This window comes from Streptomyces sp. NPDC016851 (assembly GCF_055562795.1).
In genome coordinates, this window is the sequence record NZ_JBVHEP010000021.1 from 140,905 (window position 1) to 164,615 (window position 23,711).

Genomic DNA, 23,711 nt, shown 5'->3' on the forward strand with positions numbered 1-23,711 from the left:
GCCACCGCAAGCCCGCAGCCGCCACACGACCACAACCAACCGAGCTCTCAGCGCCCCGACGCCAGTTCCTTCGCAGCCTCCGTCAGATCCTTCGCCGTGTCGATCGCACGCCAATACGACCCCTGAGGGATCGTGAACCCGGCAAGCTTCCGCTCGCGGGCCAGCCGGGGAAACGTCGTGCGCTCGTGGTCCCCACGGTCCGGCAGCAGCCCCGCGAACCCGGGGGAGAAGACGTACACACCCGCGTTGATCTCGAAGGTCGACGGCGGGGCCTCGATGAAGTCCGTGATGCGGCCGAAGCCGTCCGTCTTCACGGCGCCCCACGGCAGCCGCGGCCGCGCGAGGGCCAGCGTCGCGACGGCGTCCCGCTCGGTGTGGAAGTCCGCCATGTCACGCAGCGAGAACCGGGTCCAGATGTCGCCGTTGGTGGCGTACCAGGGCTGGTCCGGGTGGGGAAGATGCGCGGCGGCGTACTTGAGGCCGCCGCCGCGGCCGAGGGGCTCCGACTCCACGACCGTGGTGACGGAGACGGGCAGATCGGCCGTCTCCAGCCACTTCTGGAGCACCTCGGCGAGGTGGCCGCAGGAGACCACCACGTCCGTCACGCCCTCCTCGGCGAGCCAGGACAGCTGATGGCCGATGATCGGTGTCCCCGTCCCGGGGATCTCGACCATCGGCTTGGGCCGGTCGTCGGTGTACGGGCGTAGCCGGGAGCCCTGGCCACCGGCCAGAACGACGGCTTGAACGGGGCGGGACGCGGCGCTCGGATCGCTCATGAGACCGAACTGTACGTGGCGTCCCGCCCGGGGCCGCGGCGGACGAAGGTACTCGCGTCGGCCGCTGCCGGCTTCTCACCTCTCTCGTCCGGCGGCAGGGCGGGGTGCTCAGCTGTGCGCGGCCGCGACGCCCGTGGCGAAGGCGGTGTCGCAGACCGGGCGGGCGTAGGACTGGGCGCGTGTCGGGCCGTAGACCCGGACGGCGGCCTGGCCGAGGGCGCGGGCGATGGACGCGCAGTGCTTCGCCAGCGACGGGCGGCCGTTGACGGCCTGCTGGAGATGGGTGAGGGCGACGCCCGGGTTCTCCTCCTGGAGCTCGGTGAGCAGCTTGTCGCGCAGGACGTCCTGCGGAGTGCGCTTGGCGGCCCGCGGCGTGCCGGCGGACGTGCTGGTGTCCGCGGCGGTGAGCACCGGGTCGGAGGTGCTCCCCGACCAGTTGACTCGGGTGACCGCGAGGGTCCCGGAGAGCACCAGGACGACGGGCAGGACGAAAGCGAGGGAGCGGCCGATCCGGCGGGCGGGGCCCCGGCCGCGTCGCGTCTGTTGGTTAGTGGAGTGCTTCACGCGTGTGAGGGTAGCGCGGGGTAATGGTTTGTAGACATTTAGTCACCGGTTCGGGGGATGAGAGAGTGCCCTTTTTTGGGTAAGGCGTTGACGCACACCGCTCGAAACGTCCGGTCTGCCGGGGTATTTGTCGACAACGAGCGGCAACGAGAAGGGCCCCGCAGCACGCTGCGGGGCCCTCTTCGTCAACTTGGGTGATTCACCCGGGGTTGTGCGTTTGCCGACGGGTCAGTCGGACAGGCGCTCGCCCGTGGAGGTCGAGAACACGTGGGTCTCGCCGGAGCGCGGGACGATGTGCAGCGTGCTGCCCTTCTCCGGGACGTCACGGCCGCTGACGCGGACGACGAGGTCCTTGGAGTCGTCGCCGACCTTGGCGGTGCCGTAGACGTAGGCGTCGGCGCCGAGCTCCTCGACGACGTTGACGGTGACCGCGAGGCCCAGCTCGGCGTCCGGGCCGGCCACGTCGAAGTGCTCCGGGCGGACACCGACCGTGACGGTCTTGTCGGTGGTGGCGGCGAGCGCGTCGCGCTGCACCGGCACGACCGACTTGCCGAACTTCACGCCGCCGTCGGTCACCGGGACCTCGACGAGGTTCATCGCCGGGGAGCCGATGAAGCCGGCCACGAAGAGGTTGGCGGGCTTGTCGTACATGCTGCGCGGGGTGTCGATCTGCTGGAGCAGACCGTCCTTGAGGACCGCCACACGGTCGCCCATCGTCATGGCCTCGACCTGGTCGTGGGTGACGTAGACGGTGGTGATGCCCAGGCGGCGCTGGAGCGAGGCGATCTGCGTACGCGTGGACACACGGAGCTTGGCGTCCAGGTTGGACAGCGGCTCGTCCATGAGGAACACCTGCGGCTCACGCACGATGGCGCGGCCCATGGCGACACGCTGGCGCTGACCACCGGAGAGCGCCTTCGGCTTGCGGTCCAGGTACTCGGTGAGGTCGAGGATCTTCGCGGCCTCTTCGACCTTCTGCCGGATCTCCGCCTTGTTGACGCCGGCGATCTTGAGCGCGAAGCCCATGTTGTCGGCGACGGTCATGTGCGGGTAGAGCGCGTAGTTCTGGAACACCATGGCGATGTCCCGGTCCTTCGGCGGCAGGTGGGTGACGTCGCGGTCGCCGATGCGGATGGCGCCGGCGTTGACGTCCTCGAGGCCCGCGAGCATGCGGAGCGAGGTGGACTTGCCGCAGCCGGACGGGCCGACGAGGACGAGGAACTCGCCGTCCTCGATGTCGATCTCCAGCGCGTCAACAGCGGGCTTGGTGGAACCCGGGTAGATCCGGGTCGCCTTGTCGAACGAGACAGTGGCCATGATGAGTGAACCCCTTCTACCGGCAGGAACGTGCCGGACGATCCGAGTAGGAAGGTGGTGCCACGACGGTGTTCCGTTGTGGTGTAGTCCACGCGTGTGAACTGGCTCAGGACGGTACCTGGCGTTCACGTGGTCTGTCAGTACCTCCGGGCCTGTGAACTTCGCGGAAATTTTCGAAGACGCCGCACGGCTGGCGCCTCACGGCCGCCCGTACCGGTCCGCCAGTGCCGCCACCGCCCGCGCCACGGCCTGCCGCAGCCCGGGCGGCCCGAGGACCTCCGCCTCCGGACCCAGCCGGAGCAGGTCCCCGACCGCCACGGCCTCCGCCTCCACGGGCAGTTCCACCTCCACCCAGCCCTCCGTGTCCGGCACCCCCGCGCTCTGAAGGGCCTGCGCACCCGCCGCCCCGAACTGCATCGGCAGCAGCCGCTGCCCCCGCGGTGAGAGACGCAGCCGGGCGACACCCTGCCGCAGGGCGGCCTCCAGCCGCCGGGACGACTCCTCCCAGTAGGAGGCCAGGTCGAAGCCGGCCGGACGGTCGAAGAGCTCCCCGGTCTCCTCCACGGCCAGCAGGCGGGACACCCGGTACGTCCGCACGGACTCCTCCGCCAGGGCGACCAGGTACCAGATGCCGCCCTTCAGGACGAGCCCCAGCGGCCGCACCTCTCGGTGCACCTCGCCCCGCCAGCTCCGGTAGTGCACGCGCAGCACCCGCCGCTCCCACACAGCTGCCGCCACCGGCTCCAGACACGGCACCGGATCGGCCTCCCGGAACCACGCCGGCGCGTCCAGATGGAACCGCTCCTGCACCCGCCGCGCCTGCCCGGCCAGCTCCGCCGGCAGCGCGGCCTGCACCTTCAGCTGGGCACTGGCCAGCACCGCCCCCAGCCCCAGATCCCGCGCCGGGCCGGGCATCCCGGCGAGGAACAACGACCCGGCCTCGGCGTCGGTCAGACCGGTCAGCCGGGTCCGGTAGCCGTCCATCAGCCGGTAGCCGCCCTCCGGCCCGCGATCGGCGCACACCGGCACACCCGCCGCGCCCAGGGCCTCGACGTCCCGGTAGACCGTGCGCACGGACACCTCCAGCTCGGCGGCGAGCTCGGGCGCGGTCATCCGCCCGCGGTTCTGGAGCAGCAGGAGCAGGGAGAGGAGCCGGTCGGCACGCATGGGGGTCATTGTCCGGGGTGCGTTTCCTGTACCTGACAGGAGATGTCAGGTACAGCGAAGAGAGTGAGGTCCTGGACGGCCCGGACGGCCCGGACGGCCCGGACGGCCACCATCTGATCTTCTGATCTCCGAGAGGACCACCCATGCCCGGCAGCCCCCGCACCACCACCGGACACTTCACCTTCGCCGACTGGCAGGAGCGCGTGCTCGGCCCGGGGGAGGACGCGAACCCCCGGCTCGCCCACGCCTCCGTCCGGAACACCTTCAGCGGCGGCATCGAGGCGGCCGGGACGCTCTGCGAGTACTCCATCGTCTACGTCACCGAGAAGACCGGCTCCTACACCGGCATGGAACTGATCACCGGCCGGCTCGACGGGCGGGAGGGGAGCTTCGCCGTGGAGGAGCGGGGGTGGTTCGGCGAGGACGGGACGGTGCACTGCACGTTCGAGGTGGTGCGGGACTCCGGGAGCGGGGAGCTGGCCGGACTGCGGGGGAAGGGCGGTTTCACCGCGCACCACGGGGAGCCGACGGTGGCGTACCGCTTCGAGTACGAGCTGGAGTGAGACCGGGCGACGGGGAACTTCGTGGCTCGGGGTAACGGGCTCTGTGTACAGTGGTGCCGCCCTCGCGTACGGCGTTGTAGTACGCGGTGCCTCCTTAGCTCAGATGGCCAGAGCAACGCACTTGTAATGCGTAGGTCGTCGGTTCGAATCCGACAGGGGGCTCTGCTGGGATCCCAGGTCGGGCGCGTTCTGACCTGGGGTTTCTTCGTCAGGGGAGGTGGCGGCGGCGCCGGGCTCGGGCCGCGCGGCTGTCTCGGGTCTCAGTTGTGGTCTCAGACGCGGGTCTCTGGCCGGGCATCAAGGCGTCTCCCATGCGGCGCATGGCGGCCTTGGCGAGGTGGGATCTGCCCTTGACGTACCGGCGGGTCTGGCCGATCTGGGAGTGGCGGAGGATCTCCATGATCGTGGGGAGATCGACGCCCAGCTCGTTCAGGATCGTGCCGGCGGTGTGGCGGCTGCCGTCGTGCTGGCGCCGATCGTCGATACCGGCTTCTCGCACTCTCGCGGGGGAACTCGCCCTCCAGCTCCTCGCGCATGCCGCGTGCTTCGGCCTCCATCCAGGCGCAGGAGTGGTGGGCGACCAGGTTGATGACCCGATTGTCGGCGCCGGCCACGTCCCGGAGGTAGCGGGCCCCGTCTAGCGGATGGAATCCGGTCTTGGCCAGGTCCGGCGCGTAGCCGATGTCGTGGAGGACCGCGGCGGCCTCCAGCAGATCGGCGTCCTGGTCGAGAACGAGCGCGATCGTGCGCGCCTCTCGGCGACGCCGAGGCAGTGCTGCCACCGCCGAGGCAGCGGCTCGGCGAGCAGGGACTCAGCCAAGGGGTAGGCCCACTCCGTCAACTTCGGCAAGTTACGAACGCTCCTCTCGCGTCGGCAGGGCGCGGACGGTCCGCACCTTGCCCTGGCCGCCCCCCGCCAACACGCCGGCGGTCTCCAACTTCTCCAGTGCCTTGGTCACCGTGGGACGCGAGACCTGAAACCGTTCGGCCAGCGCGGAAGCGCTGGGGAATGGCTCCCCCACTTCAAGTCCGTCAGCCGTGATGATGCCCGCGATCCGCTCTTCGAGCGGGCGCCGGTCGACGTTTACGCCAGCGCGCACAACCCGCCACCGTCCGCCCGGCACCGGTTCGGCCAGACCCTCCTGCCTCAGCAGAGCGAACGCCCGGAGTGCGACCCCACGTGAGACCTTGTGCTCGCTCATCACCTCAGACAGAGCCGGGAGCTCGCTCATACCCTGGTCCGTCTCGATCCGTGTCTTGAGCGTGTCAGCGATCTTCAGGAAGGTCCCCCGAGGGTTGGCCTGCTGCGACACTCGCTCTCCCTCTCCGCTCGCCCGTCTTCTCCCCAAGACTCCCACGATCACGACAGTCCCGGAGAGAGCTCGGAAGGACCATCCGGCCTCGATGAAGCAGTGGACGGGGGCCGGGCGCAATGTCGAGTACTGCATCCCAACGCTCGAGGGGACACGGAGTGCACCGGCGGTCCATGTTGCGCCGACGGGCGGGCACCTGCTCCGAGTAGCGAACCTAGTTGTTCTTGTTGAACAGCATCACGCTCACCCTGATGATGTATCACGTGGACTATGACCTCACTCGTCTCGGTACACGAGAGTTCGAGCATCTCACTCAGGCGCTGGCAGTACGCATCCTCGGGTCTGGCGTCGAGGTCTTCGGTGACGGGCCTGACGGCGGGCGGGAAGCCGCGTTCCGGGGCAAGCTGAAGTATCCGGATCCCGCACCGGAGGGAGTATGGGACGGCTACGGTGTCCTTCAGGCGAAGTTTCGTGCACGCTCGCTCGGTACTAAGTTGGATACCGCTTGGTTTCTCGCGGAGGCGGAGAGAGAGCTCAACACCTGGGCTAATCCGAAGTCCAAGCGTGCCGAGTCACGTGAAGTCCCAGACTACATCCTTTTTGCTACCAACGTCGTTCTATCCCCGGTGGCGGTCACCGGAGGGATTGACCAGGTTAAGCGGCAAATCGATGCCTTGATCGCAAAACTTAAACTCCCTATCAAGGGTTGGCGAGTCTGGCATTACGATCAACTGAACACATTCTTGGATAATTTTCCAGATGTGCGTCAACCTTATGAAGCGCTGATCACCTCTGGGGATGTCCTTGCACACCTCCGCAAGATGTTGGAGGGCAGCGGGTTCATCGACGTTGCTGAACGTGCGACAACGTACAGCGTCATACAGCTGAAATCGGATACGCATGTCCGACTGCATCAGGCAGGTGAGGGCGACAATCAGCGTCTTAATTTGGCTGATGTTGCAATCGATCTAGTTTCGACCCTGATAGATGACAAAACTGGGGAGCCTAGGGACGTTAACACGGTTGAGTATGCGCTAAGGCATGGCGATGAGATTCTCAGGCCTAGCCGGAAGAAGTCGAGTTCGCTAAAAAACTGTGTGATCCTCGGAGGGCCAGGGCAAGGAAAGACTACGCTCAGTCAGCTTATCTGTCAGGCCTACCGGGTCGCCTTCCTGGCGGAAAGTCCGGCGTTGCTTTCTGAGGAACAACGCGACTTGCTGAACCGAATGCGCACTCATCTTTCTAATATTGGACTGCCCACTCCGGTGCAGCACCGCTGGCCGGCGCGGATCGATCTCGCGGCGTATAGTGACGTCATTGCCGGCGGCGAAAACGTTAGCGTTCTAAAGTATCTCGCCCAGCAGATCAACGAGAGCGCCCCGGAGGTCAATGCGAATCAATTGCGGTCGTGGCTCGGCAAGTGGCCGTGGTTGTTGGTGCTCGACGGTCTTGATGAAGTCGCATCGATTTCATCAAGAGAAGCTGTCATTGGGAAGTTGGACGACTTTTACACCGAAGCTCGACAAGTGGATGCGGACCTTTTTGTTGTAGCCACCAGTCGACCGCAGGGATACAGGGAGGAATTTTCTCCATCTAAGTACACGCACCTCTCCTTGAGTCCTCTGGGTCCTGAGGATGCGGTCGCCTATGCGGAACTGCTCACTGAGGCTCGTTTTCCCGGAGACAGCGAGAACGCGAAGAAGGTGCATGCCCGTCTGAAGAGCGCCGCCTCAGATGAGCTGACCGCCCGCCTCATGAGGACTCCCCTCCAGGTAACCATCATGTCTGTCTTGCTCGAAAGGCGTGAAAGGGTACCTCAGGAGAGGTATCGGTTGTTTGACGCCTACTACGAGACCATTTACAGTCGGGAGGTCGGTAAACCCGGCGCGACTGGGCGGTTGCTAGACCAGCATAAGACAACCATCGACCGGATTCATCAACAGGTGGGCTTGCACCTCCACGTTCTGGCTGAGAACGTAGGGGAACATGATGCTGCCCTGCCCCTTGAGAAACTGGAAGGCATTACTCGTGAGATCCTGAACGCGGCGGGATACGATGATCCTCAGGTAAATCAGAGATTGACCGACCGTCTTATCAGTGCAGCAACCACCAGGCTGGTGTTGCTGTCTCCCAAGGGAGACGGATTCGGTTTTGATGTGCGCAGCCTACAGGAATTTATGGCAGCGCAGGCGATCGCTCGCGATCAGGCTGCAGACCTCAGTAATCGCCTCCGCACCATTGCATGGTCGGCGCACTGGAGGAATACGTGGCTCTTGGCAGCAGGAAATGTATTCTTCCATCAAGGGCGCCAACGGCACAATCTCATGAATCTCCTTCGGGAGATACAGGTGGAAGACAACACTGCACTTTTCGTTAAGCCAGGTTCCTTGATCGCGATGGAACTACTCGACGATGATGTAGCAGCGGCGACACCAAGGTTTCGACGACTACTGGTTCAACTGGCTCTAGAGCTACTAGATGCCCCGCCGGACAGGGAGATCGCTCACCTCCTGCATCGCGTACTGAGTGACTCTGCAAAAGCGGACCCAGGTTGCAAACCCATCATCTTTCAGGCTATCGAAAGATCCCTCGCTTCGACTGGTATTAGTGCAACGGCTGCTTTGGCCCTAGTCGCAAATTGGGGTAGTGATCCAACACCGGAAGGAGCCAAGGCTCGCCAGCTTCTGGATAGAATGCGACGTACCGCCCCGGCCGGGATCTTTGGATTCGGTGAGGCATGCATCGGCTGCTGGCCCGCAGAGAATCGGGATGAGCGTGCGGTTCCGTTCACTGACCTACTAGAGGTCCCTGCTGCTCGTTCCGATGACGCAGAAACGGAATGGTTCGATGGTTGTGACGTAACTCTCGTCTCCACAACCAAGGGCGCCTGGGTGGTTCGAAAAGTGCGGACTCCGGCGGAGGCTCATTACATTGAGCCGATCGATGTCCGTGATGAAGTGCTTGATGCCGTTTCACGCCTTCCTGCCGAACATGCCTTCATCGCTACTATGGTGCGGAAGTGGCTGATCGAATGGGCTGAACGGAAACCTAGCGGCCCAGCCCTATTGGAATCGATCGCCAGGGATGAGTTTGAGGGCTAGCGGACGAAACCGCTCGTCTCTTCGCGCTAGATCCTAGTCGGGGGAACGAGTGGTGGCGGCAGCGAGGGACCGCCGTTCTGAGGGAGGCGGTATTGCTACCGGTGGGCTCAGTTGTGGTCTCGATTGCAGTCTGTTCCGGCGATGCCTGCTCTGGTCCACTGACGTCCGTTAGATGCTCCTGAACAGTGATGGGGCCCGTACGGAGACGTCTGCGGACACCCCCGGACCAAGATCGGACAACTTGTAATGCGTAGGTCGTCGGTTCGAATCCGACAGGGAGCTCACGCTCTGACCAGCGGTTTCCTTCGGGAAGCCGCTGGTCTGCTTTTGGCCCAGTTCGGGCTGGCCGAAGACGAGGTCGTTCTGCAGAGGACGGGCGGGCATCTGTGGGGCGGCCCCGGGTCGGTGGTCAGCCGGGGTGCGGTCCGCCGGTTGCTGCCGGAACGGCGTGCAGCCGAGTCAGCCGCGCCGTCTCGTCGTCGCGGAAGGTCGCTACTTCGCGGCAGCGCTGGCTCATCACGAATTCGCCGAGCGACAGGCACAGGTCCATGCGCTGGATGCAGACGCCGACCATGAACGGGCCGTCCATGGCGCGGTACAGCCGGACGCCGTAGTACCCCTCCTGGCAGTCGTTCGGGTTGTTGAACCGGCAGTCGGTGCACGTCTTGGGTAGGCGCACAGGCCGGATGCTCTTCGCGTACAGCGTGCGCCCGTCGGGCAGGCGGTACCGCACCCGCTGATCCGATGCTCCGGCCGTGATGATGCGGCGGACCGGCACGGCACCCAGGCGGTCGACGACGTCCTGCATGGCGGCCAGGGAGGCTCCCCCGTCCTCCAGCGATACGAGCATCCGGACCACGACGGAGCGACCGTGCCGCTCGATGATGCGGAGCACGCGGTCGACGTGGCCACGGTCGGGGATCACGATGTTGGCGGAGACCTTGATGCCGTGGGCGGTCGCGGTCTCGATCGTCGCGTCGAGGGCGGCCAGCTTGCGCTCGGCGAGCTTCGGTGAGGCCAGACGCGGTGCTTGTACGGCGGCGAGCTCGGCCGGGGTGGTGCCGAACACGGACAGGTTGATGCGGTCAAGGCCGGCTGCCGCGGCGGCGGGCAGGACAGCGGCGCCGTTCTCGCCGTTCGAGGTCAGCCCGACGGTGAGTCCGAGGCGTCGGGCGATGGTGATCAGCCCGGGCAGGTCGGGGTGCAGCGTCGGCTCACCACCGGTGAAGTGCACCTCGTTCGTCGGGAGGCTGCCGCGCACGGCAGCGAGGGCCATGGCGAAGTCGGCGTCGGCGGCGATCCGGGCGGGCAGGAAGTCGGCGCCGTTGGTACGGAGGTAGATGGAGACGCGTCCGGTGCGGCCCGGTACGGCGATGGGTGTTCCTTCGTTGTGGCAGAACGAGCAGGCGAGACCGCATGCGTCGATGATCTTCACGCGCAAGGTGCGGTCCGGTTTCACTTCCACCGGCACGTCACTCAGGTCGTGCATGGTGCCCCCTTCTCCGGGCCGGTCGGGGCGCGGTGCCCCGGCCGGAGTAGCAGGCGCCGGCCTACTCGAAACGCAGGTCGGCGATGGAGTCCAGGTCGATGCCGTACAGGGCGTAGACCTTCGTGGTGTTGATCGATGTGAGCTGGTCGTGGCCGATGCCCAGCGCGGCGGCGGCCGTCCACACTTGCGCTTCGTCGTCGGCCTCGATCTCCAGATACGGCGGGATGCGGGGCCACTCGTCGACCTCCAGGCGGACGGCGCCGAGGGTGTACGACGTGCGCCGGTTCTCCTGGTAGCTGCGCGGTGCCAGGCCGGCGAGCTCAAGCAGCGCGGCGGCCTCCTCGAAGCTGTCGACGGTGACCTCGGTCTCGTGTGTCCCGTCCACGGCGTCCGTCGTGATCTGCTTTACGCAGAGGGTGACGTCGGAGCCCGTGTCGCGTAGCCGCACCCATCGGCCGGGGACGGCCGGGATGGTGTCGTACACGTATCGCCGCATGAGGCGAGTCCCGTTCGTGCGCGTGCCACCGGCCTCGGTGATGAGCCGTGCGATCTTCGCCGGGTCAACGTCGAGGGCTTTCGCTTCGAACTCAATACCTGCCATGGGGTCTCCGATCGCTGGTCGCTGCTGGTGTCCGACGACCGTGCAGCGTAGGGGGCCGCAGCCCGACAACGGCCCCCGTTGGGGCCCCGGGTTACAGGCGTGTGCCGACGGCGATGGTGTCGTTGCCCGCGAGTCCGCACGAGCGCCCGCAGGATGATCGGCAGACGGCGTTCGTCGAGGTCCTGGCCTCCGCTAGGCGTCGGTTACCCGCCAGGGCCAAACGCGGCGGCGAGTACGGCAGGGTCGGTGAGTTCACCCGAGCCGCCCGGGCGCGTCAGCCAGAACCGGCCGCAGGCAGGCCAGCCCGTCGGCGGACAGTGCAGAGGCCAGCCGACCGGCTGCACTGTCACGGCCCGCAGGTCGCCCAGTTCGTCTGCGGCGTCGAGCGGCACGAGCCACCAGGCCATGTCGAGCGTCGGGTCGGCGACGACCGGCCCACGGCGCTCGGGACGGATCCGGTTGTGTGCCTGCATGCTCGCGACGAGCGGGGCCTCGGCCGCCAGCCACGCGTTGCCGGACGGGATCGGCGCGAGCGCCTCAAGGTTCCATGCCTCGCGCACGAGGGCGGGGTGCGCGGAGCAGCCAGCGAGCCACGCGTCCCCCGCCTCGTACCGCTCGGCGCACTTCGGTAGGGCCATGACCGGGACGCTACGGAGGGCGATTGCGCCCCCGGGCAGCGATTGCGCGCGATTGCGCACAGGGGAGGGAGTCTTGCGCCAGGTTGCTCAGGTGAGGTCCAGAGACGCCCTCGCGCGGCCGATCAGGCGCCGCGCTGAGGGCCCGTACTCGGCGGACTCGGCGAGCCAGTCCCACGCCCGCTCGTACAGCTGGACGTCGTCATCACCGGTGAGCCACAGTTCCTCGCTGATGGTCTCAACGATGACGAGTCGCCGGTCGTAGATCCAGAATGCGTGCGGTGCGGTGCGGCGCAACTGGGTGCCGAAGGGCAGGATGCCGAGTTCGATGCGCCGCTGTCCGACGAGGTTGTAGAGCCGGTCGAGCTGCTCGGCCATCACCTCGACAGGGCACGAGCGGTGGTACAGGGCCGCTTCGCAGACGAGGAACCGGAAGGTCTTCTCCGGGTCGTACAGCGCCTCCTGACGGCGCATGCGCGTCTCGACGGCCGCCTCGGTGGTGGGCGGGATCCCGCGGAATTCGGCGTTGCTGTCGAAGATGACCCGCGCGTACTCGGGGGTCTGGAACAGGCCCGGTATGCGGGAGACCTCAAGGCCCCGCAGCAGCGTCGTGTTCTCGGTCTGACGGACGGCGATCTCCTGCCGACCGCGGTGCCCGCCCGCGAGCTGCCGGCGCCAGGAGCGGTGCCGCTGCTTCATGTCCAGGCCGGCGAGGAGTCCGTGCAGTTCGGGCTCGGCGTCCGGGCGGCCGACCGCGTTCGCCCACGCGGTCAGATCGGCGCGGGTCGGGGTCTGTTTGCCGTTCTGCAGGCGGGAGACCTTCGACGTCTGCCAGCCCAGCTTGCCGGCGATGTCCTTGCCTTCCAGACCGGCCTCGGTGCGCAGCTCCCGCAGCCGCGCGCCGAGGGCCTCGCGTGCGGTCTGGAAGTCGGTGGTCACACTGTTGAAGCTACCCGTTTCGCGAACTCGGCTGCAGGCGCCGCGTGATGCCACGCGGCGTCCCGGGCCTGGCAGGCGGAGAGCACCTCGGCAGGGTCTTCGGTGACGTACACGCCGAGGGTGGTGTCGTCCCCGTCGAACGCGAACCGGGCCACGATCTTCGAGTCGAACAGCCAGAAGTCGCAGTCGGGCAGACGCAGGGCGCAGGCTTCGCCGCGGGGCAGGTACCGGATGTCTTCGCCGGCTGCGATGTTGCTGGGTGCGCGGGCCAGCAGGAACTGCTGCCCCTGGGTGAGGGGCTCATCGGCCAGGCGGACGCGCTCGAAACGCTTGCCCTGCTCGACTTGGGCGCGGACGTTCTGCCGCCACGCGTTGGCCGGCTCGTTGGCGACGTCCTCGCCGGCAAGCCACTTTGGCCAGAGCGGGGACTGGCGGTCGGAGGCGTAGCCGCGGCGGGTCTCCAGCCGGAACGCGGTGTGCCGGAACTCTCGGAACAGGTGCGAGATCGAGGCGAACGGCTGGAGCTCGGGCGCAGCGGTGCGGGGCGCGTATCGGGTCAGGAGGCTGCGAGGGACGCGGACGAACGTCTCGGTCGGCTTGACGTCCCGTAGCTGCACGAGGTGCTGGGGGTCCGTCTCTCGGTCTCCCTGCACGAGGATCTCGTCTGTGCCATCGATCTCGTACAGGGTGGGGCAGTCACCGTCATCGCTGGTGGTACCGAGGAACCTGAGCGCCATGTCGCCTCCGAGCCCTGGTGGGTTGGAGATCCAGGATGCGGGGTGGTTGCGCGGTGGCGCTCGCGGATTGCGGCAGATTGCCGGCCGAGGGCCTTGGCCTTTTGGTTGCGCGCAACCAGAGGTGCCCAGCCGAGGCCTCTTTCCCGCCCTACGGCATCCACGGAGGTGGTCCGGTGCGGGTCGCCCACGCGGCGAGGGCGCTCTCGTCGTAGAGCCGGATGCCGTGGTGCCCTGCGTACTCGGCTGCCGGCCGGGTGAAGACCGAGGTGGTGACGACTGCGGCGATATGGGCGCCGTGGACGCTGTAGCAGGTCCCTCCGAACCGCTGTAGATCGGGCGAGCCGACCTTGGTGGTGGGGCCGTACCGCTTGCATTGGATGACGACCCGCTGGCCGTGTGGGGCGGTAGCGATGACATCGGCGCCCAGGTCTCCGGCGCCTCCCACCACTTGGACTCTCGAGCAGCCGTCGCGCTCGCAGAGGAAGGCGATGGCGTGCTCGAACTCGCGCGGGTTCATGGCGTGGTAGCGGGCCACCTCGGTGGACTGCAACATGCGAACGTGCTGAAGCTCGGCTGCTTGCCGGGCCCGGCGTTTGCCGAGTGCGATACCGCCGCCGATGAGGGGCAGGACGAGGAAGAGGGCGCCGATGCCGTTCCCGTCGGCCCAAATGAGCAGGGCTGCTGGGAGGAGGACGATGGCAGCTGCTGCGAATAGGCAGTTGGCGGCCCTGGTCGGCTCGGACGGTTGTGTGAAGTGATGTGTGGGCGCGCCCATGGTCCCCCCCCAGGGATTGTGCAAGGTGGGGATGCTATCGGCCTGGTAGCGGGGTGGGCACCGTCTACGGCAGTAGCGTGCCCTGCAGAGCCTTGCTCAGCTCTTCCTCAAAACTGTTGCCCAGTAGCCGCGTTCACCACAAGATCGTCACGTCGCGCCGATCTCGCACGGTTGCCGGCCGGCGACCCAGGGGCTTGGGCGCGGTGCGCACGTCTGACCAGCGTGCGGATGAGTAACGGAAAATTCATGTACCGGGGGACGATGTGTCGACATCATCCATAGTCAGAAACCGCATGGCCAAGGGGAACGGCCGACGGAACAGGATCCGCGACATCGCCGCGCTGACGGCAGCGGCCGTGGCGTTGGGGGTCGCGGCACCGCTCGCGACTGCTACGGCCGCTGAACGAGACACGGCAGTGGTCGCGAGTACCAGTGATGCCGCCGAGGTGGAAACCGGCCTCGACGTGCTGGAGAACCTGAGTGAAGAGGACGCCTTCCGCGGTCTGGAGGAGGCCCTCCGGCTCGTCAGCGAGATCCCGGACGAGGTGCTCGCGCAGGGGCAGGAGGCCACCGAGCAGTGGCTGCAGGCCCGCCTCGGTGACACGGCCGGTGAGGGCCGCGTCCAGCTGATGAAGTTCGACGCCGGCGGGTGTGCCCGGGGCATCCTGCTGGCCGTGGGGTCGAACCTGCTGGCCATCGGGAAGATCTACAAGGTCAAGAAGGCCATCGACAAGCTCGGCGGTATCAAGAAGGTCGTCAAGAAGATCCAGGACAAGAAGAAGCGCGGCAAGAAGAGCTTCAAGAAGGCGATCATGGAGGTCTTCGAGGAGTCCGGGACCGGTATCGGCGCCATCGCGGCCGAGATCCTCGGTGTCGACCAGGTCATCAAGAACTGCTGGTGAGACCGGCCTCGGGGAAAGGAAACGTCCTATGCAGACAGTTGCGACCGTGCTCCAGTGGTCCTTCTTCGGCGCAGGCGTCGCCGTACTGGCCGTGGCCCTGGGCAGTTCCGTCAGGATGAAGCTCTCCGGCGCCCGCTTCGGCGTCGTCCTCGAAGCCATCGAGAGCCGGTGGTTCGGAGCGGGATCCGTACTCCTCGCCCTGCTCGTCGGCGGTGTGGCCATGACCGCTGCCGGGCGCCTGACCGACCACAGCATCGGCATCGAGGAGGCCGCGCTGGTCGTCTTCCCGCTCGCCCTGGTCGCCGCCTTCGCCGTGCGCCGGGTCACCGACAAGTACGGGCACAAAACCGCCGCCCGAGCTTCCGGCCTGGTGCTGGCTCCGGCCGTGTTCGGCGCCCTGATGTCGGCCGCCGGATGAGGCCGACGGGCTACTGAGGACTCGGGCGGCGGCCGCGGCCGCACACCGAAGCGCGGGCCATCGGAGGCACAACTCGCTGCCTCCGATGGCCCGTTCCGTCGTCATGAGCGAAGTCATGAGCGAAGCCATGAGTGACGTCGCATTCCGGCCGGGTCAGGTCGTCTCCGGCCCGGGCCTTTTTCTGTTCCGGACGTCGCTCAGGGCATCGGTGCTGTCCACCCACTGGTCGATCGCGCCGGTGTCGGGCAGGGAGCGGAGGGCCGGGTCCGTGATGCGGGCGCGCAGGGCCGCCGTGAAGCGTTCCGCGTGGAGGACCTGGAATGGGCGGCTGTGGTACGGGCGGGTGGTGGGGTCGACGGGGGCCGTGAGCGCGAGGTCGTTGTGGTGGGTCGCGACGGCCTCGTAGGCGTGCTTGAGGTGGTGCTCGCGGGTGTGCCGGTCGGGGGCGGTCAGCGCCGCCGTCAGGGTGGGGGTGAGGGCCGCGCCCCGGGGAGTCGCGGTGAAGGCGGTGCCGAGCCACTTGCTGTACGGCGGGTAGCGGCGGTGCATGAGGAGGCTCAGGCGCATCAGGTCGCGGATCAGACGGGCGGCCACGACCGCCGAGCCGAGTTCGTCGCCCACCTCGCCGCAGCGGCCCACGAAGGCCTCCTCCTGGGAGATGCGTTTCCACTGGCAGGCCAGGACGTACAGCCAGATGTCGTGCGGGTACCACCGGAGGGTGGTGCGGGCCGGGGCGAGTTGGTCGAGGCCGTCGTGGAAGACGGCGCCCGCGGTGACCTCGGCCAGGCGCTGGGTGGGCGTGGCCAGCCAGTCCGCCGTGGTGACGCCCTGGCCCGGGTCGAAGCCGAGCTGGTCCGTGAACCAGGTGGCGGGGTCCGTGATGTCGACGCGGTGGTGGACCGGGCCGTCGGTGACGGTCATGACGCGGATGTCGGTGCCCGGGTCGTCGCCGGTGAGGGCGAAGTGGGTGGGGTGGCCGAGGAACGTTTTCGGGAGGCGGTGGGAGAGGAGGGTGGCGAGGCGGGGGCCGTGGGTCTCGGTGTCCTCCGGGCGCAGGAAGAGCTGGAGGCGCGGGCCCCACTCGTGGTCGGCCGAGCGCGGGGTGTCGTAGCCGAGGACCTCGGAGCCGCTGCCGAGGCAGGCGGCGGAGTGGGGGATGCCGGGGAGGGCCTCGTCCAGGAGAGGGCGTACGGCCTCGGTGTAGAAGCGGCGGGAGAGCTCCAGGCCGGGGAGGAAGGGAGGCATGGGTCAGCCGGTGTGGGCGCGCAGGCGGCGGGCGATTTCGAGCTGGTCGTCGTCCAGGGGGCGGCCGTCCTCGATGTCCCACAGGGCGTTCTGGAGGAGGCGGCCGAGGGTCCAGGCGCGGGCGCGGGGGCGGTCCAGGGCGAGGACGTCGGTCATGGCGTCGAAGCGCCAGAGGATGTCGTCCGGGTCGTAGCGGTTGTCGATGGCCGGCCACAGCTCGAAGCCGGGGTCGCCCGCGAGGGGCTTGGGGTCGATGGCGAGCCAGGGGGCGCGGTCGGAGGCCAGGACGTTCTCGTCGTGGAGGTCCCAGTGCAGGAGCCGGTCGCCCGGTTCGTCGACGACCTCGCGTACGGCGGCGGCGCAGTCGGCGACGAGGCGGCGGGCCTCGGGGTCGGGGATGCGGTCGAGTGCCCAGGGGGTCTGGTCCAGCATGGCCCGGGCGATGTCGCCGAGGCGGCGCAGGCCGGGCGGGGCGGGGAAGGAGGTGAGGTGGGCGAGGAGTTCGGCGATGGTGACGACGGCCTGGTGGGGGTCCGGGACGTGGGAGAGCATCCGGGTCTCGTCGAGACGCTCCAGCAGCATCGTGCCGGTGGGCTCGTCGTGGTCGAGGAGACGGACCGCTCCGTCGCCGTCCCAGACGCGCAGCGCGACCGGTTCGCCCTCGCTCTCCTCGTCGAGGATCTGGAGCTTGAGGACCGCGGGGCCGCCGTCGGCGCGGACGACCGGGAGGACCAGGGCGGACACGCCGTGCATGGGCGGTCCGCCGGGCTCCAGTCCCCAGCGGTCGAGGAAGCCGGCCGCCAGATCCGGCAGTTCCTCGATGAAGGCGCGGCCCGCCTCGCCGTTGTACTTCTCCTGTGATGCCGCCAGTTCCCGGGGAATGTCGATCACTTTCCGCACGGTAGTGGGGCGGGCCGGGCGGGTCATGTGAATTAACCGTCGGGGCTGTCATGTGAATGGACAACAGGTGGTGCGCGCCGCCTCAGGGCTCCAGGACCACCTTTCCCATCGTCCTCCGGCTCTCCAGCGCCCGGTGCGCAGCCGCGGCCTCGCGCAGCGGGAAGCGCTGTACGGCCGGAGTGAGCCGGCCGGCGGCGGCCTCGGCCAGGGCGCGCAGTTCGAGCGTGCGCACCGGGTCGGGGCCGCCGGCCTTCCCGAGCATCACAGGGCCGAGGACCTGCTCCGAGACGCCGTCGACGAGGTAGGGCTCGCCGCCCTGGATGCCCTCCGCGGACCAGCCGAAGACGACGTGCCGGCCGCCGGGGCCGAGCAGGGCGACGGCCTCGCGGGCCACATCGCCGCCGACGCCGTCGAAGACCACGGTCGCTGCCCGGCCGCCGAGGTGGGCGCGGACCTTCGCGGGCCAGGACGGGTCCCTGTAGTCGACGGCGAGATCGGCGCCGCCCGCCTGCACGCGGGCGACCTTCTCCGGCCCGCCCGCGAGGCCGACGACCGTGGCACCGACGTTCTTGGCGTACTGCACGAGGAGCGTGCCGATGCCGCCGGCCGCGGCCGGGACGACGACCACCGAGTCGGGGCCCGGCTCGGCGAACTGCAGGATCCCCATCGTCGTACGGCCCGTGCCGATCATGGCGACGGCCTCGGCGAAGTCCAGGTTCCGCGGGATCTCGTGCAGCCGCTCGACTCCGGTGACGGCCAGTTCGGCGTAACCGCCGGGGACGAATCCGAGGTGGGCGACGACCCGCTTGCCGAGCCACAGGTCCGCGACGCCCTCGCCCAGGGACTCGACGACACCGGCGACCTCGCGGCCGGGGACGGTGGGCAGGGACGTCGGCTCGGGCGCCGGACCCTGTGCGCCCTCGCGCAGGGCGGTGTCCAGGAGGTGGACGCCCGCCGCCCGTACGGCGACACGGACCTGGCCGGGGCCCGGCCGCGGGTCCTCGACCTGCTCGTAGGTGAGGTTCTCGGCCGGGCCGAAGGCATGCAGGCGGATGGCGTGCATCGGGGCTCCTCATGTCGTGGTGGTCTGGGCCCAGCCTTCAACCTCAAGCTTGCTTGAGGTCAAGCTCCCGCCGGCCGAGCGCCAACGACACCGCCGTCAGGGCGCTGTTGAAGGAGACCTCCGACAGCACACCCGGGGCCGCGACCTGGTCGCCGGCGAGGTAGACACCGTCGCCCCGGTCCACGGAGGGCCGGTCGCGCCAGCTGGTGCCGGGCAGGTCGACCGCGCCCGTACGGCCGTTCGCGACGGCCTCGCGCCGCCAGGTGACGCGCTCGCGCCAGCCCGGGAAACCCAGGTCGAGCAGCTGCTCGGCGCGGGCCGTGCCGTCGGCCTTGGACTCGTGCGGGGCGATGGGGATCTGCCCCTGGATGAGCTGTTCGCCGGCCGGGGCGAGGCTGCGGTCCTGGGCGGTGAACCGTTCGAGCCAGCCCGGCGCGTCGAGGTCGGACACCGCGAACGCGTCCCCGCGGCGTGTCCGTACGGCGAGGTCGACGAGGACGGTACGGCCGCTCGGCCAGGTCAGGGAGTCGTCGCCGAGCAGGCGCCGGGCGGCGTCGAGGGAGGTGGCGACGACGACCGGGGTGTCGGTGGGGAGCGTGTCGACGCGGGACAGAGTCTCCATCCGGACGCCCAGGTTCCAGGCGCGGGCGGCCATCCGGTCGATGAGGCTGGCCCAGCCGCCGCGCGGGTAGTGCGCCTCGGGCGGCAGTTTGGTGGCGCGGCGCAGGCGCTCCTGCACGAACGCGGCCGACAGGGAACCGGGGTCGTGGTGGAAGAGGGCGACGGCCGAGTAGCGGGCGGCGGCCCGGGCCCCCTCCTCGCCCGCGACACCGGTCGCCCAGGTCAGGAAGTCGGCGTCCACGGGCGCCTGTTCGGCGGTCCGGCGCAGCAGCTTCAGCATCGGGAAGGGCGGGGTGCGGCGCAGCACGCCGTTGTGCCGCAGCCGGAGCCGGGCGGCCTCCAGGGGCGGGATCGGGGCGAGCGGCCCGATCAGGTCGCGCTGCTTGAGCCAGGCCCAGTGCGGGCCGCCGTTGTAGAGGGCGTGCGGGCCCTCGTTCGTGCGGTAGGGGCCGTCGGCGGTGCGGGCCCGGCCGCCGAGGGTGTGGTGGGCTTCGTGGATGGTGACCTTGGCGCCCGCCTCGGCGGCGGTGATGGCTGCGGTCAGTCCGGCGAAGCCGCCGCCGATGACGGTGATGCGGTGCATGACTGGGGGTCTCCCTCGGGGTCGGGGTCGCCTTCTGCGAGTACGACCGATCGAGGGCACCGGAATGTGACATGATCGGTGTTCTCGCAGGTCAGAGCCGGTTGTCAGTGGTGGGGTGAACCATGGGGGGCATGGCGAGGAGAGCAGCGGGCGGTACGGGTGTGAAAGGCGCGCGGCGACCGGAGATCCGGCTGCCCGCGCTGGAACCGTTCACGGGCGGCGGGCTCGAACCGGACGGGGACTACGACGGGCTGGAGTTCCTGGAGGCGGACTTCGCGGGGCAGGACGGGTCGGGGGCCCGCTTCCTGGACTGCGCCCTGACGGAGTGCGCGCTGGACGAGGTCAGGTTGCCGCACGCCTCCGTCCTGGACTCGGTCCTCACGGGCGTCCGGGGCGTCGGTACGCATCTCGCCGAGGCGACCCTGCGCGACGTCGAGCTGATCGACGCCCGCCTCGGGGGCACGCAGCTGCACGCGGCGGTGCTGGAGCGGGTGCTGATCCGCGGCGGCAAGATCGACTATCTGAACCTGCGCATGGCCCGGCTCAGAGACGTCGTCTTCGAGGGCTGCGTCCTGGTCGAGCCGGACTTCGGCGGTGCCCGCCTGGAGCGCGTGGAGTTCGTGGACTGCGCGCTGAAGGGCGCGGACCTCCACGCGGCGACCCTCAAGGACGTCGACCTGCGCGGTGCCGTGACACTGGAGATCAGCCGCGGCCTGGACCGGCTGGCCGGGGCGGTGATCAGCACGGGCCAACTGCTGGACCTGGCACCGGTGCTGGCGATGCAGTGGGGGATCAGGGTGGAGGACTGATCACCCGCTCAACTCCCGTACCAGCCCCAGGTTGCCGCCCGTTCCGGGCAGTCGTAGGACTGGTGCAGCGCGATCAGGGCGTTGATCAGGCGCGGGTCCACCTCGTGGCTCAGCAGCCGGTAGTCCTCGGCCACCGCGCGGAAGACGAGATGGGCACGGCGTGAGGTGTCGCGCCAGATGATGCGGCGCGGCGGCCCAAAACCGTCGCCGTCTCCCGCCAGAAGAGCCCAGATCAACAACAGCAGGTACACCGGGAAACCAACGGGCCACCACAGCGCCCACCACACCAGCCGGCCCTGGTACCCCTGGAGGACGGGGCCGGCCACCGGCTCCACGGTCCAGCGCTCGCGGCCCCAGCGGAAGGCGCGCCGGCGCCGCAGCGTGATCCGCCCGAGGGGCGCGCCGTGGGGATCCAGCGCCTGGTACACCGCCGGGCGCCCGCTCAGCCGGGACCCCAGGGCCTGCTCCGTGACCACGCGGGCGACCGGCGTCCCGTCCTCGGCGCGCAGATGGAAGGCCCGCAGCGAGCGGAGCCGGTCGGGAGCGGGACTGTCGGGGTCACGGCACAGCCGGACGGAGGTGCCCTGCCCCGGTCCGTCGCCGACGACGGCCGGTGGGTTCACCCTGTAGTCCAGCCGGTAGGTCACACGCCCCTGCGTCATGCTCCCGCTTTCCCCGTGTCAGGTACTGATCACGGACAAGGGTGTCACCGCGGTCGTCGGCGCCTTTCAGGAGACCCTGGGGAAACGCGCCTGGAGCGTCCAGATCGCCGGGTTCTCGGCGAGGTCGTCATGCAGGTCGGTGAGGTCGGCGATCAGGTCGTGCAGGAAGTCGCGGGCCTCGCGGCGCAGTTCGGAGTGGGAGACGGTGAGCGGGGGCTCCTCCGCGCGCATCCAGTCGGCCTCGATGTCCACCCAGCCGAAGCGGCGCTCGAACAGCATCCGGTCGGTCGATTCGGTGAAGTCCAGCTCCGCCCGCTGCGGCCGGGACGCCCGCGAGCCCGCCGGGTCCCGGTCGATCCGCTCCACGATGTCGCACAGCGCCCACGCGAAGTCGAGCACCGGCACCCATCCCCAGGCTGTGGACACCTCATGGTCGGTCTTGGTGTCCGCCAGATAGACGTCGCCGCAGAACAGGTCGTGCCGCAGGGCGCGGACGTCCGCGCGGCGGTAGTCGGTCTGCGGCGGGTCGGGGAAGCGGTTGGAGAGGGCGTAGCCGATGTCGAGCACGGATGTGATGGTGTCACGCGCCCCAAGGGGGTGTCCGCAAAGTCCCGCCTGCCCTGCGACGCCCGGCACGCTCCCCCACTGCCTTAAGGGCGTGGGAGGTGCCCCCACTCGCCGCACCGGGCGACCACCCGCGTACAACCAGTACGCGGGCGTCCGCCCGGCACTCCCCCAGCCTTCGGCCGGGGGGACCCCCAGAGCACGCACCGGACGCCGCGGGGCCCGCCCTCCGGGCGGACGACGGGACTTTACGGACACCCCCTAGGATCGCCACCGTGGCCCGATCTGTACGTCTTGTCCCCGCGCTGACCGCCGTTTCCGCAGCCCTGGCCCTCACCGCGTGCGGCGGCGGAGTCCACGGCACCCCGGGCGGCTCCGGCGTGCGCGACCCGTACTTCCCGAAGGCCGGCAACGGCGGCTACGACGTCACCCACTACGACCTGCGCCTCGACTACGCCCCGGACGCACACCGCCTCACCGGCACGGCCACCCTCACCGCCCGGGCCACCGAGGCGCTCTCCGCCTTCAACCTCGACCTGCTCGGTCTGGAGGTCGGGAAGGTCACCGTCGGCGGCGAGACCGCCCGCTGGAACCGTGCCGGGCAGGAGCTCACCGTCCGGCCGCGCGAGGATCTCGACCGGGGTGAGACGTTCCGCGTGACCGTCGGCTACTCCGGGGCGCCCGAGACCGTCACCGACCCGGACGGCTCGCAGGAGGGCTGGCTGCGCACGGCGGACGGGGCGCTCGCGCTGGGCGAACCCACCGGGTCGATGGCCTGGTTCCCCGGCAACCACCACCCCTCCGACAAGGCGGCGTACGACCTCACGGTGACCGTGCCGCGGGGCCTGCAAGCCGTGTCCAACGGGGAGCTGCGCGGCGAGACGACCGCGCGGGGCCGGACGGCCTTCCGCTGGCACACCGCCGAGCCGATGGCGAGCTACCTCGCCACGCTCGCGATCGGCCACTACGACATCTCCCGCTCGACCGTCCGGGACGGCCTGCCCGTGTACACGGCCGTCGACCCGGCGGAGAAGGCGGGCAGCCGCGCGGTCCTCGCGCGCATCCCCGAGGTCCTGCGCTGGGCGGAGCGGCGGTTCGGCCCGTACCCCTTCTCCTCCACCGGCGCGATCGTCGACCGCGCGCCCGACATCGGCTACGCACTGGAGACCCAGAGCCGTCCCGTCTTCCCCGGCGCCCCCGACATCACCTTCCTCGTCCACGAACTCGCCCACCAGTGGTACGGCGACTCCGTCACGCCGGAGAGCTGGCGGGACATGTGGCTCAACGAGGGCTTCGCGACGTACGCGGAGTGGCTGTGGGAGGAGGACCACGGCGGCGAGACGGCGCAGGAGACCTTCGACGCGCTGTACGACCACGGGGAGAAGACCTACGAGGACCTGTGGGCCTTCCCGCCGGCGAAACCCGTGGACGCCGCGCACATCTCCGGAGCCCCGGTCTACCAGCGCGGCGCCATGGTCCTCCACAAGGTCCGCCAGGCGGTGGGTGACGAGGTGTTCGGAGGCATCATCCGGGGCTGGGCGGCGGACCGTCGCCACGGGAACGCCGACACCGCCGACTTCACGGCGTACGTCGAGAAGCGGGCGCCCGGAAAGGACTTCGACGGGATCTGGGAGGACTGGCTGTACGGGGAGGGGAGGCCGGAGCGGGCCTGAGGGCGCGCCAGGGCACGCTAGGGCGTGTCCGCAAAGTCCCGCCTGCCCTGCGACGCCCGGCACGCACTCTCGCCGCACCGGGCGACCACCCGTGTACAACCAGTACGCGGGCGTCCGCCCGGCACGCCGAGAGCACGCACCGGACGCCGCAGGGCCCGCCCTCCGGGCGGACGACGGGACTTTACGGACACGCCCTAGGTGTATTGACCCGGAGCGTTGTTCACGCGGGTGATGGGTGGGTGGCCGCCGAGTGCGGTGTGGCCGCGGTGGTGGTTGTAGGTGTGCAGGAAGTCT

At 69.1% G+C, this 23,711-nt stretch carries 23 protein-coding genes, 1 tRNA gene and 3 pseudogenes; 7 read left to right on the forward strand and 20 right to left on the reverse strand.

Going from position 1 to position 23,711, the window contains the following annotated elements; all coding sequences use genetic code 11:
• Positions 1-47: 47 nt before the first annotated feature.
• From ACZ3I3_RS29735 to ACZ3I3_RS29750, 4 genes are all read right to left on the reverse strand, one after another.
• Positions 48-776 (reverse strand): nucleotidyltransferase family protein, encoded by a 729-nt coding sequence (locus tag ACZ3I3_RS29735; protein WP_467370127.1) that lies wholly within the window; start codon positions 774-776, stop codon positions 48-50.
• Between the two features lie 108 nt (positions 777-884).
• A complete protein-coding gene (locus ACZ3I3_RS29740; RefSeq protein WP_467370129.1) occupies positions 885-1,340 on the reverse strand; it encodes a hypothetical protein in 456 nt (151 codons plus the stop codon).
• 228 nt (positions 1,341-1,568) lie between these two features.
• Positions 1,569-2,657 carry an ABC transporter ATP-binding protein gene (locus ACZ3I3_RS29745; RefSeq protein ID WP_274817274.1) on the reverse strand — a complete coding sequence of 363 codons (1,089 nt, stop codon included), beginning with the start codon at positions 2,655-2,657 and terminating at the stop codon, positions 1,569-1,571.
• A 198-nt stretch (positions 2,658-2,855) separates the two neighbouring features.
• Positions 2,856-3,824, reverse strand: a complete 969-nt coding sequence (locus ACZ3I3_RS29750; RefSeq protein WP_467370131.1) for a helix-turn-helix transcriptional regulator — start codon at positions 3,822-3,824, stop codon at positions 2,856-2,858.
• 143 nt (positions 3,825-3,967) lie between these two features.
• On the opposite strand from ACZ3I3_RS29750, the gene ACZ3I3_RS29755 reads away from it, so the two are divergent.
• Both ACZ3I3_RS29755 and ACZ3I3_RS29760 read left to right on the forward strand, forming a co-directional pair.
• Positions 3,968-4,387 (forward strand): DUF3224 domain-containing protein, encoded by a 420-nt coding sequence (locus ACZ3I3_RS29755; protein ID WP_467370133.1) that lies wholly within the window; start codon positions 3,968-3,970, stop codon positions 4,385-4,387.
• Between the two features lie 88 nt (positions 4,388-4,475).
• Positions 4,476-4,549 (forward strand) — tRNA-Thr (locus ACZ3I3_RS29760).
• Positions 4,550-4,595: 46 nt separating this feature from the next.
• Here ACZ3I3_RS29760 and ACZ3I3_RS29765 read toward each other — a convergent pair.
• The 3 genes and pseudogenes from ACZ3I3_RS29765 to ACZ3I3_RS29775 all read right to left on the reverse strand — a co-directional run.
• Positions 4,596-4,880: pseudogene (locus ACZ3I3_RS29765) on the reverse strand (tyrosine-type recombinase/integrase); the annotation flags it as partial.
• Between the two features lies 1 nt (position 4,881).
• Positions 4,882-5,237 (reverse strand): annotated as a pseudogene (locus ACZ3I3_RS29770) (HD domain-containing protein); the annotation flags it as partial.
• A 1-nt stretch (position 5,238) separates the two neighbouring features.
• Complete coding sequence (locus ACZ3I3_RS29775; protein ID WP_467370134.1) at positions 5,239-5,700, reverse strand: GntR family transcriptional regulator; 462 nt, start codon at positions 5,698-5,700, stop codon at positions 5,239-5,241.
• A 263-nt stretch (positions 5,701-5,963) separates the two neighbouring features.
• Between ACZ3I3_RS29775 and ACZ3I3_RS29780 the strand changes: the two genes are divergently transcribed.
• Entirely contained in the window at positions 5,964-8,801 is a 2,838-nt protein-coding gene (locus tag ACZ3I3_RS29780; protein ID WP_467370136.1) for an NACHT domain-containing protein, read from the forward strand.
• A gap of 409 nt (positions 8,802-9,210) precedes the next feature.
• Here ACZ3I3_RS29780 and ACZ3I3_RS29785 read toward each other — a convergent pair whose 3' ends face one another.
• From ACZ3I3_RS29785 to ACZ3I3_RS29810, 6 genes are all read right to left on the reverse strand, one after another.
• On the reverse strand, positions 9,211-10,290 hold the full coding sequence (locus ACZ3I3_RS29785; RefSeq protein WP_467370137.1) for a radical SAM protein: 1,080 nt from the start codon (positions 10,288-10,290) through the stop codon (positions 9,211-9,213).
• Positions 10,291-10,351: 61 nt separating this feature from the next.
• The gene (locus ACZ3I3_RS29790; RefSeq protein ID WP_467370138.1) at positions 10,352-10,891 is read right to left on the reverse strand and encodes a CYTH domain-containing protein; all 540 of its coding nucleotides are present in this window, start codon (positions 10,889-10,891) and stop codon (positions 10,352-10,354) included.
• A gap of 203 nt (positions 10,892-11,094) precedes the next feature.
• A complete protein-coding gene (locus ACZ3I3_RS29795) occupies positions 11,095-11,529 on the reverse strand; it encodes a hypothetical protein (protein WP_467370140.1) in 435 nt (144 codons plus the stop codon).
• Positions 11,530-11,616: 87 nt separating this feature from the next.
• Positions 11,617-12,465, reverse strand: a complete 849-nt coding sequence (locus ACZ3I3_RS29800; protein ID WP_467370142.1) for a helix-turn-helix domain-containing protein — start codon at positions 12,463-12,465, stop codon at positions 11,617-11,619.
• Positions 12,462-13,202: a DUF6879 family protein gene (locus ACZ3I3_RS29805; RefSeq protein ID WP_467370143.1), complete on the reverse strand. Its 741-nt coding sequence runs from the start codon at positions 13,200-13,202 to the stop codon at positions 12,462-12,464. The genes ACZ3I3_RS29800 and ACZ3I3_RS29805 overlap by 4 nt, the downstream gene beginning before the upstream one ends.
• A gap of 148 nt (positions 13,203-13,350) precedes the next feature.
• Entirely contained in the window at positions 13,351-13,977 is a 627-nt protein-coding gene (locus ACZ3I3_RS29810; RefSeq protein ID WP_467370145.1) for a restriction endonuclease, read from the reverse strand.
• Positions 13,978-14,270: 293 nt separating this feature from the next.
• Between ACZ3I3_RS29810 and ACZ3I3_RS29815 the strand changes: the two genes are divergently transcribed.
• Complete coding sequence (locus ACZ3I3_RS29815; RefSeq protein WP_467370147.1) at positions 14,271-14,879, forward strand: hypothetical protein; 609 nt, start codon at positions 14,271-14,273, stop codon at positions 14,877-14,879.
• Between the two features lie 28 nt (positions 14,880-14,907).
• Positions 14,908-15,297 (forward strand): hypothetical protein, encoded by a 390-nt coding sequence (locus ACZ3I3_RS29820; RefSeq protein ID WP_467370149.1) that lies wholly within the window; start codon positions 14,908-14,910, stop codon positions 15,295-15,297.
• 153 nt (positions 15,298-15,450) lie between these two features.
• Here ACZ3I3_RS29820 and ACZ3I3_RS29825 read toward each other — a convergent pair whose 3' ends face one another.
• The 4 genes from ACZ3I3_RS29825 to ACZ3I3_RS29840 are packed head-to-tail and all read right to left on the reverse strand — an operon-like array spanning position 15,451 to position 19,709.
• Positions 15,451-16,542 carry a DUF4037 domain-containing protein gene (locus tag ACZ3I3_RS29825; RefSeq protein ID WP_467370151.1) on the reverse strand — a complete coding sequence of 364 codons (1,092 nt, stop codon included), beginning with the start codon at positions 16,540-16,542 and terminating at the stop codon, positions 15,451-15,453.
• Positions 16,543-16,545: 3 nt separating this feature from the next.
• Positions 16,546-17,469, reverse strand: a complete 924-nt coding sequence (locus tag ACZ3I3_RS29830) for an aminoglycoside phosphotransferase family protein (protein ID WP_467370152.1) — start codon at positions 17,467-17,469, stop codon at positions 16,546-16,548.
• 55 nt (positions 17,470-17,524) lie between these two features.
• Positions 17,525-18,505 carry a zinc-binding dehydrogenase gene (locus ACZ3I3_RS29835; RefSeq protein WP_467370154.1) on the reverse strand — a complete coding sequence of 327 codons (981 nt, stop codon included), beginning with the start codon at positions 18,503-18,505 and terminating at the stop codon, positions 17,525-17,527.
• A 43-nt stretch (positions 18,506-18,548) separates the two neighbouring features.
• Entirely contained in the window at positions 18,549-19,709 is a 1,161-nt protein-coding gene (locus ACZ3I3_RS29840) for an FAD-dependent oxidoreductase (protein WP_467370155.1), read from the reverse strand.
• Between the two features lie 131 nt (positions 19,710-19,840).
• Between ACZ3I3_RS29840 and ACZ3I3_RS29845 the strand changes: the two genes are divergently transcribed.
• Positions 19,841-20,518 (forward strand): pentapeptide repeat-containing protein, encoded by a 678-nt coding sequence (locus ACZ3I3_RS29845; protein WP_467370156.1) that lies wholly within the window; start codon positions 19,841-19,843, stop codon positions 20,516-20,518.
• Positions 20,519-20,526: 8 nt separating this feature from the next.
• Here ACZ3I3_RS29845 and ACZ3I3_RS29850 read toward each other — a convergent pair whose 3' ends face one another.
• Both ACZ3I3_RS29850 and ACZ3I3_RS29855 read right to left on the reverse strand, forming a co-directional pair.
• A complete protein-coding gene (locus ACZ3I3_RS29850; RefSeq protein WP_467370158.1) occupies positions 20,527-21,180 on the reverse strand; it encodes a hypothetical protein in 654 nt (217 codons plus the stop codon).
• 66 nt (positions 21,181-21,246) lie between these two features.
• Entirely contained in the window at positions 21,247-21,747 is a 501-nt protein-coding gene (locus ACZ3I3_RS29855) for a hypothetical protein (protein WP_385657589.1), read from the reverse strand.
• Between the two features lie 272 nt (positions 21,748-22,019).
• Here ACZ3I3_RS29855 and ACZ3I3_RS29860 point away from each other — a divergent pair, with 272 nt between their 5' ends.
• Positions 22,020-23,417: a M1 family metallopeptidase gene (locus ACZ3I3_RS29860; RefSeq protein ID WP_467370160.1), complete on the forward strand. Its 1,398-nt coding sequence runs from the start codon at positions 22,020-22,022 to the stop codon at positions 23,415-23,417.
• Between the two features lie 194 nt (positions 23,418-23,611).
• On the opposite strand, the pseudogene ACZ3I3_RS29865 reads toward ACZ3I3_RS29860, so the two are convergent.
• Positions 23,612-23,711, reverse strand: a pseudogene (locus tag ACZ3I3_RS29865) (IS481 family transposase); the annotation flags it as partial.

Bases quoted from the DNA above. Each gene is read 5' to 3' on its own strand.
- ACZ3I3_RS29815 (WP_467370147.1), top strand. From the start codon at position 14,271: ATGGCCAAGGGGAACGGCCGACGGAACAGGATCCGCGACATCGCCGCG.
- ACZ3I3_RS29785 (WP_467370137.1), bottom strand. From the start codon at position 10,290: ATGCACGACCTGAGTGACGTGCCGGTGGAAGTGAAACCGGACCGCACC.
- ACZ3I3_RS29745 (WP_274817274.1), bottom strand. From the start codon at position 2,657: ATGGCCACTGTCTCGTTCGACAAGGCGACCCGGATCTACCCGGGTTCC.
- ACZ3I3_RS29750 (WP_467370131.1), bottom strand. From the start codon at position 3,824: ATGCGTGCCGACCGGCTCCTCTCCCTGCTCCTGCTGCTCCAGAACCGC.
- ACZ3I3_RS29735 (WP_467370127.1), bottom strand. From the start codon at position 776: ATGAGCGATCCGAGCGCCGCGTCCCGCCCCGTTCAAGCCGTCGTTCTG.
- ACZ3I3_RS29795 (WP_467370140.1), bottom strand. From the start codon at position 11,529: ATGGCCCTACCGAAGTGCGCCGAGCGGTACGAGGCGGGGGACGCGTGG.
- ACZ3I3_RS29835 (WP_467370154.1), bottom strand. From the start codon at position 18,505: ATGCACGCCATCCGCCTGCATGCCTTCGGCCCGGCCGAGAACCTCACC.
- ACZ3I3_RS29840 (WP_467370155.1), bottom strand. From the start codon at position 19,709: ATGCACCGCATCACCGTCATCGGCGGCGGCTTCGCCGGACTGACCGCA.
- ACZ3I3_RS29755 (WP_467370133.1), top strand. From the start codon at position 3,968: ATGCCCGGCAGCCCCCGCACCACCACCGGACACTTCACCTTCGCCGAC.
- ACZ3I3_RS29850 (WP_467370158.1), bottom strand. From the start codon at position 21,180: ATGACGCAGGGGCGTGTGACCTACCGGCTGGACTACAGGGTGAACCCA.
- ACZ3I3_RS29790 (WP_467370138.1), bottom strand. From the start codon at position 10,891: ATGGCAGGTATTGAGTTCGAAGCGAAAGCCCTCGACGTTGACCCGGCG.
- ACZ3I3_RS29830 (WP_467370152.1), bottom strand. From the start codon at position 17,469: ATGACCCGCCCGGCCCGCCCCACTACCGTGCGGAAAGTGATCGACATT.
- ACZ3I3_RS29825 (WP_467370151.1), bottom strand. From the start codon at position 16,542: ATGCCTCCCTTCCTCCCCGGCCTGGAGCTCTCCCGCCGCTTCTACACC.
- ACZ3I3_RS29820 (WP_467370149.1), top strand. From the start codon at position 14,908: ATGCAGACAGTTGCGACCGTGCTCCAGTGGTCCTTCTTCGGCGCAGGC.
- ACZ3I3_RS29845 (WP_467370156.1), top strand. From the start codon at position 19,841: ATGGCGAGGAGAGCAGCGGGCGGTACGGGTGTGAAAGGCGCGCGGCGA.
- ACZ3I3_RS29810 (WP_467370145.1), bottom strand. From the start codon at position 13,977: ATGGGCGCGCCCACACATCACTTCACACAACCGTCCGAGCCGACCAGG.
- ACZ3I3_RS29805 (WP_467370143.1), bottom strand. From the start codon at position 13,202: ATGGCGCTCAGGTTCCTCGGTACCACCAGCGATGACGGTGACTGCCCC.